A 17,120-nucleotide genomic window follows, 5' to 3' on the forward strand; every position below is an offset into this window, starting at 1 on the left:
CGGTGCGCGGATCCGGCTGTCGGTGCGGCGTGGCAGGATCGGGGGCGTGGCAGAGACAGCATCGAAGAAGACCGACACCCCTCCCGGCGGCCGACCCCGCCTGATGCTCATGGACGGGCACTCACTGGCGTACCGCGCGTTCTTCGCGCTGCCCGCGGAGAACTTCACCACCGCGACGGGCCAGCCGACGAACGCGGTGTACGGCTTCGCCTCGATGCTGGCCAACACCCTGCGTGACGAGGCGCCCACGCACTTCGCGGTCGCCTTCGACGTGTCCCGCAAGACCTGGCGCTCCGAGCGGTTCACCGAGTACAAGGCGAACCGCTCCAAGACACCGGACGAGTTCAAGGGGCAGGTCCAGCTGATCGGTGAGCTGCTGGACGCGATGCACGCGCCCCGCTTCGCCGTGGACGGCTTCGAGGCGGACGACGTGATCGCCACCCTCGCCACCCAGGCCGAGGCCGAGGGCTTCGACGTACTGATCGTCACCGGCGACCGGGACTCCTTCCAGCTGGTCAGCGAGCACACCACGGTGCTCTACCCGACCAAGGGCGTCTCGGAGCTGACCCGGTTCACCCCGGAGAAGGTTCTCGAGAAGTACGGGTTGACCCCCGCGCAGTACCCCGACTTCGCCGCCCTGCGCGGTGACCCGTCCGACAACCTGCCCGGCATCCCCGGGGTCGGCGAGAAGACCGCCGCGAAGTGGATCAACCAGTTCGGCTCGTTCGCCGAACTGGTCGAGCGGGTCGAGGAGGTCAAGGGCAAGGCCGGGCAGAACCTCCGCGACCACCTGGAGTCGGTCAAGCTCAACCGCGTGCTGACCGAGCTGGAGCGCCAGGTGGAACTGCCGCGGACGGTGGCGGACCTCGGCCGTGAGCCGTACGACCGCAAGGGTGTCGCCGCGTTCCTGGACACCCTGGAGATCCGCAACCCCTCGCTGCGCGAGCGGCTCTTCGCGGTCGATCCCGGCGCCGAGGAGGCCGAGGCCGCCCCGGTCGTCGCCGACGGCGTCGAGGTGGACGGCACCGTCCTGGGCACCGGCGAGCTGGCCGGCTGGCTGGCCGGGCACGCCGCCGAGCCGCTGGGCATGGCCACGGTCGACACCTGGGCGCTGGGCTCCGGCTCGGTCGCCGAGGTGGCGCTCGCCGCCGCCGGTGGAGCGGCCGCCTTCTTCGACCCCGCCGAGCTGGACGAGGCCGACGAGCGGGCGTTCGCAGGCTGGCTGGCCGACGCCGCGCGGCCCAAGGTGCTGCACAACGCCAAGGGCGCCATGCGGGTGCTGGCCGAGCACGGCTGGCAGGTCGAGGGCGTTTCCATGGACACCGCGCTCGCCGCCTACCTGGTCAAGCCCGGCCGCCGGTCCTTCGACCTGGACGCGCTCTCGCTGGAGTACCTGCACCGCGAGCTGGCCCCGGCCGCCGCGGCCGACGGCCAGCTCGCCTTCGGCGGGGACGACGGCGCCGAGGCCGACGCCCTGATGATCAAGGCCCGCGCCATCCTCGACCTGGGCGAGGCGCTGGAGACCCGGCTCACCGAGGTCGGCGCCGCCGACCTGCTGCGGGACATGGAGCTGCCCACCTCCGCCCTGCTCGCCCGCATGGAGCGGCACGGCATCGCGGCCGACCGCCCGCACCTGGAGACCATGGAGCAGACCTTCGCGGGAGCCGTGCAGCAGGCCGTGAAGGAGGCGCACGCCGCCGCCGGGCACGAGTTCAACCTCGGCTCGCCCAAGCAGCTCCAGGAGGTCCTCTTCGGGGAGCTGGCCCTGCCCAGGACCAAGAAGACCAAGACCGGCTACACCACCGACGCCGACGCCCTGGCCTGGCTCGCGGCGCAGACCGACAACGAACTGCCGGTGATCATGCTCCGCCACCGGGAGCAGGCCAAGCTGCGGGTCACGGTCGAGGGCCTGATCAAGACCATCGCCGCCGACGGCCGTATCCACACCACCTTCAACCAGACGGTGGCGGCGACCGGCCGGCTGTCCTCCACGGACCCCAACCTCCAGAACATCCCGGTCCGCACCGACGAGGGCCGCGCGATCCGCCGGGGCTTCGTGGTCGGCGAGGGCTTCGAGTCCCTGATGACGGCCGACTACAGCCAGATCGAGCTGCGCGTCATGGCCCACCTCTCCGAGGACGCCGGCCTGATCGAGGCGTTCACCTCCGGCGAGGACCTGCACACCACGGTCGCCTCCCAGGTGTTCTCCGTCGGCCGGGACGCGGTGGACGCGGAGATGCGCCGCAAGATCAAGGCCATGTCGTACGGCCTCGCCTACGGCCTGTCCGCCTTCGGCCTCTCCCAGCAGCTCAACATCGAGGCCGGTGAGGCCCGCGCGCTGATGGACACCTACTTCGAGCGGTTCGGCGGGGTGCGGGACTACCTGCGCCGCGCGGTCGACGAGGCGCGGGCCACCGGCTACACGGCGACCCTCTTCGGCCGCCGCCGCTACCTGCCCGACCTCAACAGCGACAACCGCCAGCGCCGCGAGGCCGCCGAGCGGATGGCGCTGAACGCCCCGATCCAGGGCACCGCCGCCGACATCGTCAAGATCGCGATGCTCAACGTCGACCGGGCGCTGCGCGAGGCGGAGCTGAAGTCCCGGATGCTGCTCCAGGTCCACGACGAGATCGTGCTGGAGATCGCCCCCGGCGAGCGCGCGGCCGCCGAGAGGATCGTCCGCCGCGAGATGGCCGACGCCGTCAGCCTGCGCGCCCCGCTGGACGTCTCGGTGGGCGTCGGCCCGGACTGGGAGTCGGCGGCGCACTGAGCCACCGCGAACCCCGCGGGGAGCAGCCCTCCCCGCGGGTTTCACTCACGTGGCCCCCGCCGGAACGCGCCCCCCGCCCACCACCCGCGAGACTGCGGGCATGGGTATACGCATGCTTCACCGCCTCAGGCCCGTCCCGCGGCACGGCAGTACGGAGCGTACGGACACCGGCCCGGCGCCGGAGGCGTGCGGGACCGCCGTACCCGTCGTCGCGGCCGGTGCCAGCGCCGCCCGTCACCCCGCGTGCCCGCTCTCCCGACTCCGCGCCGCGGGCGCGGGCGGCCGCCGTGCGCTGGCCGCGCGGTCCCACCGGCTCCCCGACTGGCGGGCCTGGGCCGACCTCGCGCGCGGCTACCTCGCGCTGCTGCTGACCCACCTGCCGAAGGCACGGCCACGGCACACGCTCACCGTGTTCGTCGCCTCCCTCACCGACCGCCCCGCCCCTGCCGTCCGGCGCCGGCCGCCGCACCCCGTGACACCGCGTCCCCGCTCGGAACGGAAGCGGGCGTAACCCGCCGGTACCGCCGCACCCTCAGCGCGCCCGCGTACAGCACCACACCCAGCAGCAGTCCGGCGCCCGCGCCGAAGCAGAGGGCGGGCACCAGGTCCCAGGGCCGGGCGACCGCACCCCAGTACGCCCACCAGCGCACCGCCCGCACCGCCGCCGCGCCCAGCGCGCAGCCGCTCAGCAGCGGCAGGGCCCAGCACCTGTCCCGTACGGAGAGCAGGGGCACGCCCACCGGGTCGGCGGCCGGGACCGTCCGGAGCGACCGGAGCAGGAAGCCGGTGATCGCCACGCCGGCCAGCGCCGAGGTGCCGTACTGGAGCCACTGGAAGAGGGGAGTTCCGGCCACCGTGCGGTCGAGCGCCGGGACCAGCCGGGTGCCCCAGCGGTCGTGGTGGGTGAAGGCGTCCCAGACCACGTGGGTGAGCCCGGCGAGCACCGCCGAGACGTACCACCGCAGTGCCAGGGAGGCTCCGGCCCGGGCACGCGCTGCCCCGCAGCGCAGCAGGGCGGCGGGCCCCGCCTGCCAGGGCCGGGGAAGCAGCGCCACCAGCGGCTCGCGCACCAGCAGCCAGAGCGCCACCAGTGCCCAGGTGATCATCACGTCCACCGTGAGCACACCGGTCAAGGAGTGCGTGACCGTCCCGAACTCCATCGCCTCCGGGCGGACACTGGCCGCGTAGTAGGTCAGGTCGGGCGCGAAGGAGCCCGCGACGAGCACCGCGGGGACCAGCGGTCCACGCCCGGTGCCGTCGCGGCGGACGGCGGGCAGTACGGCCGCGGCGTGGCTGAGTGTGAACGGCAACGAGTCCTCCCGGAACGGCCGGCACGGGCCGCGCCGGTGAACGCGCGCCCAGTATGCGTGATCCGCCCTCAGCGGCCCTCCGGGCGTAAGGAGTCGGCCGACTCGGGAAAACGCGGTCACCACGGGTGCCTCGGGGCAGGGGAGTTGACGTAGGGTCGGGCGGGGCACATCTGTCGTGCACACGGTCAGGTGACCCGCCACACAGACCTCGGTACGGCACGCCGGGCAACCGCGGCACCGGCTCGGCCGTCACACCTTCAGTCGGGACAGGCGCAGACGGACGCCGAGGGCGTCCACGGGAGGGGTTCACTCTATGGCGGCGCACAAGGGCAGGCGGCTGAGCAAGGGAGCGGCGACGACCGCGGCGGCCGCCTTGGCGGTCGCGGCACTCTCCGCGTCCCAGGCACCGGGCGCGACCGGCGCCCCCGACACGCTCCAGACCAGCGCGGGCCGAAGCGCCCCGGTGCCGGAGGTGCCGGCGGACGGCAACGCCACCGGCAACTCCCCGTACTACACGGATCTTCCGCCGCTGAACAGCCCCCTCCCGAGCCCGTCCTCGACGATCGGCACGCCCGTCTCGCGGGGCGAGGGCGAGGCGGGTATCCCCGCGACCGTCCTCGACGCCTACCAGAAGGCCGAGGCCGAACTCCGCACCGCCAAGCCCGGCTGCAACCTGCCCTGGCAACTCCTCGCCGCCATCGGCAAGGTGGAGTCCGGTCAGGCCAGGGGCGGCCGCGTGCGGGCCGACGGCACGACGGTCAGCCCGATCATCGGCCCGCAGCTCGACGGCAACGGCTTCGCCCTCATCAGGGACACCGACCACGGCGCCTACGACGGCAACAGCTCCTACGACCAGGCCATCGGCCCGATGCAGTTCATCCCCTCCACCTGGGCGTGGGCGGGCCGCGACGGCAACGGCGACGGCAAGGCCGACCCGAACAACGTCTACGACGCCGCCCTCGCCGCGGGCCACTACCTTTGCCGCAACGGCTGGGACCTTTCCACGGAACGCGACCTGCACCGCGCGATCCTCAGTTACAACAACTCCACCGACTACCTCGACCTCGTGCTGAGCTGGGTGGACTACTACCGCAAGGGCACCCACCCGGTCCCGGACGGCACCGGCGGCGTCCCCGGCCACCGCAGCGACGACGACCTGCCGCGTACGAGCCTGCCCGCCACTGCGGGCACCGCCGGGCCGAAGCCCACGAAGCCCACGAAGCCCACGAAGCCCACGAAGCCCACGAAGCCGGCCAAGCCCACGAAGCCGGCCAGGCCCTCCGACCCGCCCGAGGACAAGCCCGCAACGCCCGGCAGCCCCTCGCCCGAGCCGAGCCGGCCCGGCGGGACGCCCACCCCGTCCGAAACGGTGGACCACCTCGTGTCCCCCGACCTGGACGGCACCGCGCTGACCGCCACGGCCGGGGACGCCTTCGAGCGGCGGATCGGCGCCCGCGCGGTGACCGGGGACGGCCGGTCCGTCGCCAGGATCCGGGTGCGGTTCACCATCAGCGGCGACACCGACGCCACCTTCACCGGCGGCGAGCGGGTGGCCACCATCGCCACCGACGCCAAGGGTGTCGCGCTCGCCCCGCAGCTCCTCGCGGGGGAGACGGCCGGCACCTTCGAGGTCACCGGCGTCGTGGTCGGGCACGCGGCCAAGGGCGTCGGCTACACGGCCACGGTCACCCCGCGCCCCGCCGACAAGCTGGTCCTCACCTCCGACACCGCGCAGACCTGCGCTCCGGGGGGTGAGTTCGCCGATCAGATCCAGGTGAAGGCCACGTACAAGGGCGCTCCGGCGGCCAAGGTCGGCGCCACCGCCACCCTGATCAAGTCCGCGTCCGACCCCACCGCGAACACCGCCGGGCCGTACTTCAAGGACGCGGCCGGCCGGCCCGTCCGCACCCTCACCGGGCTCACCACCGACGCGAACGGTGTCGTCACGCTGCCCAGGCTGTACGCGGACCTCTTCAGCGGCACCTACCTGCTCCGCGTCACCACGCCGGGCGGCGGGAGCGTCACCGTCGAGCTGAAGGTCTCGGTCCCCGCGAGCGCCCCGGCCGACCCGTCGCCGAGCCCCTCGGCCAGTTCCTGAGGCCGTTCACCGCCTGAGCCGGGCCGTCGTGTGACGGGTCGGCTCGGCGGTGGCCGGGTCCTCGGGCCAGGGATGCTTCGGGTACCGCCCGCGCAGCTCGGCCCGGACCGCCCGGTAGCCCTCCCGCCAGAACGAGGCGAGGTCCGCCGTCACGGCGGCGGGCCGCCCGGCTGGCGACAGCAGGTGCACCAGCAGCGGCACCCCGGCCACCTCCGGGGTCTCCCGCAGCCCGAACATCTCCTGCAACTTGACGGCCAGCACCGGCCGGTCGGGGTCCGCGTAGTCGACCCGCACCCGTGACCCGCTCGGTACGGCGATCCGCTCCGGTGCCAGTTCCTCCAGCCGGGCCGCCTCCCCGCCCGCCCACGGCAACAGCCGCGTCAGCCCCTGTCCCGCGTCGATCCGCCCCAGGTCCGCCCGGCGCAGGGCCCGCCCCAGCTCCGGTTCCAGCCAGTCGTCCACGCGAGCCAGCAGCGCCCCCTCCGACACGTCCGGCCACGGCTCCCCGAGCCGCGCCCGCAGGAACGCCAGCCGCTGCCGCAGGAGCCGAGCGTGCTCGGACCACCGCAGCAGCCCCAGCCCCTCATTCGCCAGCCCGTCGAGCAGAGCGGCCCGCACCCGCTCGGGGCCGGGCCGCGGAAGTGGCCGGACAGCCAGCTCCACGGCCCCCAGCCGCTGAACCCGCCGCGCCACGACCTCCCCCTCGGCCCAGCGCACCTCCTCCCTCTCCTCCAGCAACGAAGCGGCGGCCGCCCGGGCGACCTCCTCCCGCACGGCCGCCCCGAGCCTCACCCGCCCGTGCCCCTTCCCCGCGGGCCGTTCCGCCACAGCCACCACGATCCACGGCGCCCCCCGCAACGCCGACCCCTCGACCAGCTCGACCCGGCTCCCGGACACCATCAGGTACGACGTTCCGTCCAGCCGGGCGATCCGCTCGGGGAACGCCAGCGCGGCGACCTGGCCGACGGCGGCTTCGTCACCGGGCAGGTCGGAGACGGAGACGGACGAGCCCTGGCGCGAGTCGCCGTCCGGCGCAGCCGCCCGGTCCGGGCCGCTCCGCCGTGCCCGCCCGTCGCCCGCCGGACGCTCCGCCACGCCCCGCAGGCGCCGTACCTCCGCCGCCCAGCGCCCCGCGTAGGCGTCGCCTCCCCGGCGGGCCCGCCGCAGTGCTCCCGCCAGGTCGTCGCCGTACTCGCGGGGAACCTCCTCCGAGAGGAGGGCGACCGTCTCGGCGGCGGAAGCGGGGGAGTCGAGCAGGGCCCGGCCGAGGCGGGGATGGAGCCCGAGGCGGGAGAGGCGGGTGCCCCGGGTGGTGGCCCGGCCGGCGGGGCCGACGGCGCCCACGGCCGTCAGGACGTCGCGGGCCGCCGCCATCGCGCCGGCGGGCGGCGCGTCCAGCAGCGCGAGGCCCGTGGCGTCCGGGTCACCCCAGCAGGACGCCTGGAGGGCGAAGGCCGTGAGGTCGGCGACCCTGATCTCCGGGGCCGGGAAGGCGGGGAGACGGGTGTCCTCGGCACGGTCCCAGCAGCGGTAGACCACGCCGGGCGCCTCGCGTCCGGCCCGCCCCGCGCGCTGGGCACCGGCCGCGCGGGACGCCCGCACCGTCGCCAGGCCGCTCAGGCCGCGCGCGTGGTCCACCCGGGGTTCCCGCGCGAGCCCCGAGTCGACGACGACCCGCACGCCCGGCACCGTGAGGGAGGACTCGGCCACGGAGGTCGCCAGGACCACCCGGCGCCGTTCGCCCAGGGAGAGCACCGCGTCCTGCACGGCGGCGGGGGCGCGGCCGTGCACCTGGAGCACGTCCACGTCCGGAAGCCGGCCCAACTGCCCTGCCACGCGGGCGATCTCGCCCACGCCGGGCAGGAAGCACAGCACGTCACCGCTGTGCTCGGCGAGAGCCCGCCGGACGACCGAGGCCACGTGCGCGAGGAGCGCCGGGTCCACCCGCATCCCGTGCGGCGGCCGTACCGGACGCGCCGGCGGCGCCCAGACCACGTCCACGGGGTGCGACACCCCGGCCGCCTCCACCACCGGCGCGCCGCCGAGCAGCCGGGCCCAGCCCTGGGCGTCGGTGGTCGCGGAAGCGGCCACCAGACGGAGGTCGGGCCGGAGGGTCCCCCGTACGTCCCAGAGGAAGGCGGCGGCCGTGTCCGCGTCGAGGTGCCGTTCGTGGCACTCGTCGAGCACCACCACGTCGACGCCGGTCAGTTCCTGGTCCCGCTGGAGCCGCTGGAGGAGGACACCGGTGGTCACGACCTCGACGCGGGTGTGGCGTCCCACCACACGTTCACCGCGCACGGTGTGGCCGACGCTCGCTCCCGGCTGCTCGCCCAGCAGCCACGCCATCCGCCGGGCGGCGGCCCGCGCCGCGATCCGGCGGGGCTCGGCCACCACGACCCGCCGCGCCGGACCCCCGCCGACCAGCCCGGCCAGCACCAGCGGCACGAGCGTCGTCTTGCCGGTACCGGGCGGCGCCACCAGTACGGCGGTGCCCCGCTCGTCCAGCGCGGCGGTCAGGTCGGGCAGGGCGGAGCGCACGGGCAGCGCTGCGAGGGCGTCGTCACGGATCACGCCCCCAGTGTCGTACGCCGGGCGGTCAGTCCCGTTCGCAGACGAAGATCGCGGTACCGGGGATCAGGCTGCCGCGCAGCGGGGACCAGCCGCCCCACTCGGAGGTGTTCCAGGCCGGCCACTCCGGCTCCACCACGTCCACCAGCCGGAACCCGGAGGACACGACGTCCCGTACCCGGTCACCGATCGTTCGGTGGTGCTCCACGTAGACGGCACGCCCCTCGTCGTCCTGCTCCACGTACGGAGTGCGGTCGAAGTAGGACGACGCCACCGACAGCCCCTCCGGGCCGGGCTCGTCCGGGAACGCCCAGCGGATCGGGTGCGTCACCGAGAACACCAGCCGCCCGCCCGGCCTGAGCACCCGCCGCACCTCGCGCAGCACCAGCCGGGGATCGGCCACGAACGGCAGCGCACCGTACGCCGAGCACACCAGGTCGAAGGACGCGTCCGCGAAGGGCAGCGCGCCCGCGTCCGCGCACACCAGCGGGAACCCCGAGCCGATGCGCAGCGCGTGCTGGAGCTGCCGGTGGGAGAGGTCGAGCGCGACCGGGCGCGCCCCCTGGGCGGCCAGCCAGCGCGCGCACTGCGCCGCGCCCGCGCCGATCTCCAGCACGTCCCGGCCCTTGAGCTCCTCCGCCGGACCGAGCAGCTCCGCCTCCACCTCGTCCAGCCCCTCCGGGCACCAGACGAAGCGGTCGTCACCGAGGAAGGTGCCGTGCTCGACCTGGTACTCGTCGGCGTTGCGGTCCCACCAGCCGCGGTTGGCCCTGCTGCTCTCCGCGACCCCCGCGTCACGGCGGGTGGCTTCCGGCTCTGATTCTTCCGACCCCTCCGGGTCGTGCCCCACAGGCTCTTGGATGATCGGCTCCCTCGTCGTACTCTTCCGTCCAACCGGCCCGCCGGACGCGCGTCACGGAAGGGACCGCGCGGCCACACGCGCCCAGTTGGGCGATTGTTCCGCCGGGTATGCGGGGTTCCGTCCGCGGTGTGCGCCTTCGCGCATTGACCCTGCCCGGCCGCCCCCGTATGCTACAAGTTGCGCTGCGGGCCTGCGCACCTCAGACGTAGCAGGTCGCGCTCGCATCTGTATGTATCCCTCGGTTCTCGAGGCGCCACCGGGCACCCGTTGCTCATGTGGCGCTTCCTTGGCTGTCCGGCTTCTGCAGAGCGAAACGGGCTCCCGGCGTAAGCAGTGCCTACGACTTCAATGTCCGTACCGGAGCCCTTTCCCACATGACGAGCAGCACCGAGACCACCGCCACCACCCCGCAGGTTGCGGTCAACGACATCGGTAACGAGGAAGCCTTCCTCGCCGCGATCGACGAGACGATCAAGTACTTCAACGACGGCGACATCGTCGACGGCGTCATCGTGAAGGTCGACCGGGACGAGGTCCTGCTCGACATCGGTTACAAGACCGAAGGTGTCATCCCGAGCCGCGAGCTCTCGATCAAGCACGACGTCGACCCGAACGAGGTCGTCAAGGTCGGCGACGAGATCGAGGCCCTGGTTCTCCAGAAGGAGGACAAGGAAGGCCGCCTGATCCTCTCGAAGAAGCGCGCCCAGTACGAGCGCGCCTGGGGCACCATCGAGAAGATCAAGGAAGAGGACGGCATCGTCACCGGTACCGTCATCGAGGTCGTCAAGGGTGGTCTCATCCTCGACATCGGCCTCCGCGGCTTCCTCCCGGCCTCCCTGGTCGAGATGCGCCGCGTCCGCGACCTCCAGCCCTACGTGGGCAAGGAGCTCGAGGCGAAGATCATCGAGCTGGACAAGAACCGCAACAACGTGGTCCTGTCCCGCCGTGCCTGGCTCGAGCAGACCCAGTCCGAGGTCCGCCAGACGTTCCTCACGACCCTCCAGAAGGGTCAGGTCCGCTCCGGCGTCGTGTCCTCCATCGTCAACTTCGGTGCCTTCGTGGACCTGGGTGGCGTCGACGGCCTGGTGCACGTCTCCGAGCTGTCCTGGAAGCACATCGACCACCCGTCCGAGGTTGTCGAGGTCGGCCAGGAAGTCACCGTCGAGGTCCTCGACGTGGACATGGACCGCGAGCGCGTCTCCCTGTCGCTGAAGGCGACCCAGGAGGACCCGTGGCAGCAGTTCGCCCGTACGCACCAGATCGGCCAGGTCGTCCCGGGTAAGGTCACCAAGCTGGTTCCGTTCGGCGCGTTCGTCCGTGTGGACGAGGGCATCGAGGGTCTGGTCCACATCTCCGAGCTGGCCGAGCGCCACGTGGAGATCCCGGAGCAGGTCGTCCAGGTCAACGACGAGATCTTCGTCAAGGTCATCGACATCGACCTCGAGCGTCGCCGCATCAGCCTCTCGCTGAAGCAGGCCAACGAGGCCTTCGGTGCCGACCCGGCCTCGGTCGAGTTCGACCCGACCCTGTACGGCATGGCCGCGTCCTACGACGACCAGGGCAACTACATCTACCCCGAGGGCTTCGACCCCGAGACCAACGACTGGCTCGAGGGCTACGAGACCCAGCGCGAGGCGTGGGAGGGCCAGTACGCCGAGGCGCAGCAGCGCTTCGAGCAGCACCAGGCCCAGGTCATCAAGTCCCGCGAGGCGGACGAGAAGGCCGCTGCCGAGGGTGGCGACGTCGCGGGTGCCGCTCCGGCCGCGTCCGGTGGCGGTTCCTACTCCTCCGAGGGTGCGGACACCTCCGGTGCCCTCGCTTCGGACGAGGCGCTCGCCGCGCTCCGCGAGAAGCTGGCGGGCGGCCAGAGCTGAACGCTCACCGCTGAGGCTTAGCCGCTCAGGCTGACCAGAGGGACCCGTACCTTTCGAGGTGCGGGTCCTTCTGGTGTTCCCGGTGCGTTGTCAGGCGTGCCGGTCCGCGGGGCGTCGAGCGCGCAGTTCCCCGCGCCTCCGGGGGGAACCGGCGTCGGCCCCTCTTTCAAGTGATCTTGGGAATGGTGCCCGGTCCCGCGGTGTTGGGATGTACTGACACAAGGAGGGGCGGTCATCGTGGTTGATCCGCAGGGTTTGTTCGCTTGGGAGCCGAAGGGGCTTGCCGTGGTGGACATGGCGTTGGCTCAGGAGTCGGCCGGGCTGGTCATGCTCTACCACTTCGACGGGTACATCGACGCGGGCGAGACGGGCGAGCAGATCGTGCGGCGCGTCCTCGACACGCTGCCGCACCAGGTCGTGGCCCGGTTCGACCACGACCGGCTGGTGGACTACCGGGCCCGCCGTCCGCTGCTGACCTTCCAGCGGGACAGCTGGACCGACTACGAGGTGCCTGCCATCGAGGTCCGCCTCGTGCAGGACGCCACCGGCGCGCCGTTCCTGGTGCTGTCCGGGCCCGAACCCGACGTGGAGTGGGAGCGGTTCGCGCTCGCCGTCCAGCAGATCGTGGAGCGGCTGGGTGTCCGCCTGTCCGTCAACTTCCACGGCATTCCGATGGGCGTGCCGCACACCCGGCCCGTGGGCCTCACCCCGCACGGCAACCGCACCGATCTCGTCCCCGGACACCGCAGCCCCTTCGAGGAGGCCCAGGTGCCGGGCAGTGCCGCCGCCCTGCTGGAGTACCGGCTCAGCGAGGCCGGCCACGACGTCCTCGGGGTCGCCGCGCACGTCCCGCACTACCTCGCCCGTTCCGCCTACCCGGACGCCGCGCTGACCGTTCTGGAGGCGATCACCGCCGCGACCGGACTCGTCCTGCCCGGCGTCGCCCACGGCCTGCGCACCGAGGCCCACCGCACCCAGACCGAGATCGACCGCCAGATCCGCGAGGGTGACGAGGAACTGACCTCCCTCATCCAGGGCCTCGAGCACCAGTACGATGCGGCGGCCGGCGCCGAGACCCGCGGCAACATGCTCGCCGAGCCCGTCGACATCCCCTCCGCCGACGAGATCGGCCGCGAGTTCGAGCGCTTCCTCGCGGAGCGTGAGGGCGAGGCGTAGGCCCCGCGGTGGCAGAGGCTAGGCTGCGCGACATGCTGAAAGTGGGGCTGACCGGCGGCATCGGGGCCGGCAAGAGCGAGGTGTCGCGGCTGCTCGTGGAGCACGGAGCCGTGCTGATCGACGCGGACCGGATCGCGCGGGAGGTCGTGGCGCCGGGCACGCCGGGGCTCGCGGCCGTGGTTGAGGCGTTCGGGCCGGAGATCCTCGCCGAGGACGGCTCGCTGGACCGGCCCCGGCTCGGGTCCGTCGTCTTCGCCGACCCGGAGAAGCTGGCCGTCCTCAACTCGATCGTGCATCCGATGGTGGGCGAGCGGTCCCGCGAGCTGGAGAGTGCCGCGAGCGCCGACGCCGTCGTCCTGCACGACGTGCCACTGCTCACCGAGAACGGGCTTGCTCCGCTGTACGACCTCGTCGTCGTCGTGGACGCGGCCCCCGAGACCCAGCTCGACCGGCTGGTCCGGCTGCGCGGGACGACCGAGGAGGACGCCCGCGCCCGTATGGCCGCGCAGGCCACACGCGAGCAGCGCCGCGAGATCGCCGACATCGTGATCGACAACGACGTGCCGCTGGACGCGCTGGAGAAGCGGGTCGCGGAGGTCTGGGCCGAGCTGACCCGGCGCGCCGCCGCGCGGAGCGGTGGCCAGGAATAGCCGTTCGGCTCCGGGGCGTTGAAACGGCGGAGTGAGGGAAGGACTGTGCCGTGCCCGAGACCAGTGGTTCCGCCGGCCGTACGCCGGAGACGGATGTCATCGACTTCCGCGCCGCCGAGCATCTGCTCGACGCGCGGGACCCCAGAGGCGCGGTGAAACTGCTCGACGAAGTGATCGCCGCCCACCCCGAGAACACCGCCGCCCGGCTGCTGCGTGCGCGTGCCTTCTTCGCCGCCGCGCAACTACGGCCCGCCGAGCTGGAGTTCACGGTGGTGCTGGAACGGGAGCCGGACAACGCCTTCGCCCACTTCGCGCTGGGCCGCACCTACGAGCGCCAGGGCCGGCCCGGACAGGCCCGGCGGCACTTCCGGCTGGCCGCCGCGCTGGACCCCAACCCGGACTATCTGCGAGCGGCCCGCTTCGACTCCTGAGCCCCGTCCCTCAGGGGTGGTGGTGCCGGGGCGAGGGCAGGCGGGGGAACCCCCGCCGCCGCCGGGGCCGGGGCTCCTCGTGCGCCGGTTCGTACGGGGGTACGTCGCGGCCTGGCTGGTAGTGCGGGCCCTGGCGCAGATGGCGGAGGACCAGGATCAGATCGACCGTGACCACCAGCCACAGCACGGCACACGCCACCGCCCAGCCGGTGCGCCCGGTGACGGCGAAGGCCACGGTGCCGAGGACGGTCCAGACGAACCCCCACACGCTCAGCCACAGCCGTGCCCGCAGCGCACTGCGCGCGGTCGTCGGTTCACTGCCGGTACGCATAGGATCACCGCCTCTCTGGCAACGTACTCCGGTTCCCGAAGCGGTGTGAACCGACTCGAACGAGTGGTGGCGAGCGGGACGGGAACGACTGAACGAAGATCGTCCGTTCTTCCCGCATGGCAGTCGAGATGCGTGAAGGACATCAGGGCACCGGCCCCGGGGCGATCACCCCGGACGGCTGTGCGGTCGAGCTGTACGCCCGCTTCCCACCGGGTGACGAACCGGACGTCATCGCCGCCGCCGTGCCCGCCGGAGCACACATCCTGGAACTGGGCAGTGGCGCGGGCCGGGTCACCCACGCACTGCTGGAACGCGGCTTCCGGGTGACGGCGGTGGACGAGTCCGCCGAGATGCTGGAGCGGGTGCGCGGGGCGGAGCGCACCGTGTGCACGCCGATCGAGGACCTGGAGCTGGGCGAGCGGTTCGACGTGGTCCTGCTCGGCTCCTTCCTGGTCCACACCGCCGACCCGGCGCTGCGCCACGCCCTGCTGGACGCCTGCGCCAGCCATGTGGCGCCGGACGGTCTCGTGCTCATCCAGCGGGAGGGCGCGGACTACCACGAGAACGTGCCCAGGGAACGCGTCGATCCCCGGGGCTTCACCGTCCGGATCGCCTCGGTGGAACCTGTCGGGGACGGGGTCGACTCGGTGCTGGCCGAGTACACGTTCCCGGACGCCGCCTGGACCCAGACCTTCCGCAGCAGGCCCCTGACGAAGGAGCAGTTCGAGGCCGCGCTGGAGGAGGCGGGACTGAGAGCGGACGCCGAGCTGACCGACGACGGGACGTGGGTGCGGGCGGTGCCGGAGGGCGGAGGGGGCTGAGGTGCCGGGCCGGGGCGGCAGGGCTCAGTGGCCCGGCCGGCGCCTGGTGTCGGGGGCGGCGGGGGCGTCCGGCGCGCCGAGGCCGCGCAGGCGCTCCAGTTCCCGGCGGTCCCGCTTGGTGGGGCGGCCGGTGCCCCGGTCGCGGATGCCGACGGGGGCGACCGCCTCGCGGGGCGGCGGAGGGGGCGAGTTGTCGACGTAGGTCTGCGCGGCCACCGGGGCGCCGACCCGCTTGCGGATCAGCCGCTTCACGATCACCACCCGCTCCCGGCCCTCGTGACGCAGCCGCACCTCGTCACCCACTCGCACGGAGTACGCGGGCTTCACCCGCTCCCCGTTCACATGGACGTGGCCGCCCCGGCAGGCGGCGGCGCCCACCGAACGCGTCTTGACCAGACGCACCGCCCAGATCCAGCTGTCGATACGGACCGTCTCCCCGGCGGCGAGCTCCGCTGCCTCGGCGGCGGCCACCGCGGCGGTGATGCCGGGGTCGGGCGCCGGTGCCCCGGGGGCGGTGGCCTCCGGTGTGCCGGCGGCCGGGTCCTGTGAAGCGAGTGCCATGCCGCCGACCCTAGCGCTCCGTCGCACCAGGCCGGTACGGCGTCCTCCGCCACTCCCACGCCCCGCCCCGGATGCGGCCCGCCCACGCACCCCGGAGGCTGTTGCCGAGGTCGCGCCGGGAGCGAGGAGGGGACATGGACACGGAGGCCGAGGCCGAGGAGCCGCCCCGGCACCGGCGGACGTTCACCTTTCCCAGCGCGCTCACGGTGCTCGCCTTCGTCACCATCGCGGTCTGGCTGCTCGCCTTCCTCGTCCCGCCGGGCCAGTACGACCGGAACGCGGCCGGCGCCCCCGTACAGGGGACCTACCACCGCGTCCGTGCCGGCGAGTCCTTCACCGACCGGCTCGACGACCTGTTCCTGTCCCCGGTGAACGGCCTCTACGGCCTCCGGGACCCGAAGACCGGACTGGTGGGGCCGGACCTGGCGGGGGAGCTGTACGGCGCGGCGGGGGTGTTCCTGTTCGTGCTGGCCATCGGCGCCTTCATCACCGTCGTGTTCGCCACCGGCGCGCTGGACCGGGGCATCGCCCGGCTCGCGCACCGGCTGCGGGACCGGGGAGCGCTGCTGATCGCCGGGATCATGGTGGTGTTCTCGGTGCTCGGCACCGTGGAGGGCTTCGCCGAGGAGACCCTCGGCTTCTACGGGCTCATCGTGCCGCTGATGCTGGCCCTCGGCTACGACCGGATGGTGGCCGTCGGCACGATCATCCTGGGCGCGGGCATCGGCGTGCTGTGCTCGACGGTGAACCCCTTCGCCACCGGCGTGGCCTCCTCGGCCGCCGACGTCTCCCTCGGCGACGGCATCTCGCTGCGGTTCGCGATGTGGGTGGTGCTGACGGCCGTGACGGTCGCCCACGTCATCCGGTACGCCCGGCGGGTGCAGCGCGACCCGGCCCGCTCCCTCACCGGTTTCCTGCCCGGTGACCGCGAGCACGCCACACAGGCGCCGCAGGCGGAACCGGAGCTGACCGGGCTGCACCGGGCGGTGCTGACCACGATGGTCCTGGTCTTCGCGTTCATGATCTTCTCCGTGGTGCCCTGGTCCAGCGCGCTCACCGGCGACGCGGACGCCACCCCGTACGGGTTCGAGCTGGACTGGTCCTTCCCGCAGCTCGCCGCGCTGTTCGTCTGCGCGGCCGTGCTGGTCGGACTGGTGGCGCGGATGGGGGAGCAGCGGCTCAGCGCCACGATCGTGCAGGGCGCGGCCGACTTCATCTCGCCCGCGCTGGTCATCGTGCTGGCCCGCGGCGTCACCGTGATCATGAACAACTCCCGGATCACCGACACCGTGCTGCACTCCATCGAGGGCGTGGTGCGGGGCACCTCGTCCGGTGTGTTCGCGGTCATCGTGTTCGTGGTCAACCTGCCGCTGGCCTTCCTCATCCCCTCCACCTCCGGCCACGCCACGCTCGCCATGCCCATCCTCGCCCCGCTGGCGGACTTCGCCGGGGTGTCCCGCGCGGTCGTCGTCACCGCCTGGCAGGCGTCCAGCGGCTGGATGAACCTCTGGGTACCGACCACCGCCGTCGTCATGGGCGGTGTCGCCCTGGCCAAGGTGGGCTACGACAAGTACCTGCGGTTCGCCTGGCCGCTGCTGGCCGTGCTGTTCGCGCTGATCTGCGGGTTCGTCGCACTGGGCGCGGCCGTCACCTGACCGGCCCGGGCTA

At 73.2% G+C, this 17,120-nt stretch carries 13 protein-coding genes; 8 read left to right on the forward strand and 5 right to left on the reverse strand.

Annotation, left to right across the window (positions count from 1 at the left end; genetic code table 11):
* Nucleotides 1–46: 46 nt before the first annotated feature.
* Entirely contained in the window at nt 47–2,770 is a 2,724-nt protein-coding gene (polA, locus tag ACWCV3_RS06940) for a DNA polymerase I (RefSeq protein ID WP_451219502.1), read from the forward strand.
* A gap of 425 nt (nt 2,771–3,195) precedes the next feature.
* Here polA and ACWCV3_RS06945 read toward each other — a convergent pair whose 3' ends face one another.
* Entirely contained in the window at nt 3,196–4,080 is an 885-nt protein-coding gene (locus ACWCV3_RS06945) for a DUF4184 family protein (RefSeq protein ID WP_451219505.1), read from the reverse strand.
* Nucleotides 4,081–4,393: 313 nt separating this feature from the next.
* Between ACWCV3_RS06945 and ACWCV3_RS06950 the strand changes: the two genes are divergently transcribed.
* Entirely contained in the window at nt 4,394–6,178 is a 1,785-nt protein-coding gene (locus ACWCV3_RS06950) for a lytic murein transglycosylase (protein WP_451219508.1), read from the forward strand.
* A gap of 6 nt (nt 6,179–6,184) precedes the next feature.
* Here ACWCV3_RS06950 and hrpB read toward each other — a convergent pair whose 3' ends face one another.
* Both hrpB and ACWCV3_RS06960 read right to left on the reverse strand, forming a co-directional pair.
* The gene (gene hrpB, locus ACWCV3_RS06955; RefSeq protein WP_451219511.1) at nt 6,185–8,749 is read right to left on the reverse strand and encodes an ATP-dependent helicase HrpB; all 2,565 of its coding nucleotides are present in this window, start codon (nt 8,747–8,749) and stop codon (nt 6,185–6,187) included.
* A 25-nt stretch (nt 8,750–8,774) separates the two neighbouring features.
* Complete coding sequence (locus ACWCV3_RS06960; protein ID WP_451219514.1) at nt 8,775–9,596, reverse strand: class I SAM-dependent methyltransferase; 822 nt, start codon at nt 9,594–9,596, stop codon at nt 8,775–8,777.
* Between the two features lie 386 nt (nt 9,597–9,982).
* Between ACWCV3_RS06960 and rpsA the strand changes: the two genes are divergently transcribed.
* From rpsA to ACWCV3_RS06980, 4 genes are all read left to right on the forward strand, one after another.
* Nucleotides 9,983–11,482, forward strand: coding sequence for a 30S ribosomal protein S1 (rpsA, locus tag ACWCV3_RS06965; protein WP_350749492.1), 1,500 nt, complete (start codon nt 9,983–9,985; stop codon nt 11,480–11,482).
* Between the two features lie 237 nt (nt 11,483–11,719).
* The gene (locus tag ACWCV3_RS06970; RefSeq protein WP_451219518.1) at nt 11,720–12,658 is read left to right on the forward strand and encodes a PAC2 family protein; all 939 of its coding nucleotides are present in this window, start codon (nt 11,720–11,722) and stop codon (nt 12,656–12,658) included.
* A gap of 32 nt (nt 12,659–12,690) precedes the next feature.
* A complete protein-coding gene (gene coaE, locus ACWCV3_RS06975; RefSeq protein ID WP_451219522.1) occupies nt 12,691–13,308 on the forward strand; it encodes a dephospho-CoA kinase in 618 nt (205 codons plus the stop codon).
* Between the two features lie 50 nt (nt 13,309–13,358).
* The gene (locus ACWCV3_RS06980; RefSeq protein ID WP_451219525.1) at nt 13,359–13,739 is read left to right on the forward strand and encodes a tetratricopeptide repeat protein; all 381 of its coding nucleotides are present in this window, start codon (nt 13,359–13,361) and stop codon (nt 13,737–13,739) included.
* 10 nt (nt 13,740–13,749) lie between these two features.
* Here ACWCV3_RS06980 and ACWCV3_RS06985 read toward each other — a convergent pair whose 3' ends face one another.
* Nucleotides 13,750–14,070: a DUF6343 family protein gene (locus ACWCV3_RS06985; protein WP_451219528.1), complete on the reverse strand. Its 321-nt coding sequence runs from the start codon at nt 14,068–14,070 to the stop codon at nt 13,750–13,752.
* Between the two features lie 116 nt (nt 14,071–14,186).
* Here ACWCV3_RS06985 and ACWCV3_RS06990 point away from each other — a divergent pair, with 116 nt between their 5' ends.
* On the forward strand, nt 14,187–14,891 hold the full coding sequence (locus tag ACWCV3_RS06990) for a class I SAM-dependent methyltransferase (protein ID WP_451219531.1): 705 nt from the start codon (nt 14,187–14,189) through the stop codon (nt 14,889–14,891).
* Nucleotides 14,892–14,915: 24 nt separating this feature from the next.
* On the opposite strand, the gene ACWCV3_RS06995 is transcribed toward ACWCV3_RS06990, so the two are convergent.
* The gene (locus ACWCV3_RS06995; RefSeq protein ID WP_451219534.1) at nt 14,916–15,452 is read right to left on the reverse strand and encodes an RNA-binding S4 domain-containing protein; all 537 of its coding nucleotides are present in this window, start codon (nt 15,450–15,452) and stop codon (nt 14,916–14,918) included.
* Nucleotides 15,453–15,586: 134 nt separating this feature from the next.
* Here ACWCV3_RS06995 and ACWCV3_RS07000 point away from each other — a divergent pair, with 134 nt between their 5' ends.
* Nucleotides 15,587–17,107, forward strand: a complete 1,521-nt coding sequence (locus tag ACWCV3_RS07000) for a YfcC family protein (protein WP_451219537.1) — start codon at nt 15,587–15,589, stop codon at nt 17,105–17,107.
* The last annotated feature ends 13 nt before the right edge of the window (nt 17,108–17,120 follow it).

This window comes from Streptomyces sp. NPDC001781 (genome assembly GCF_053596035.1).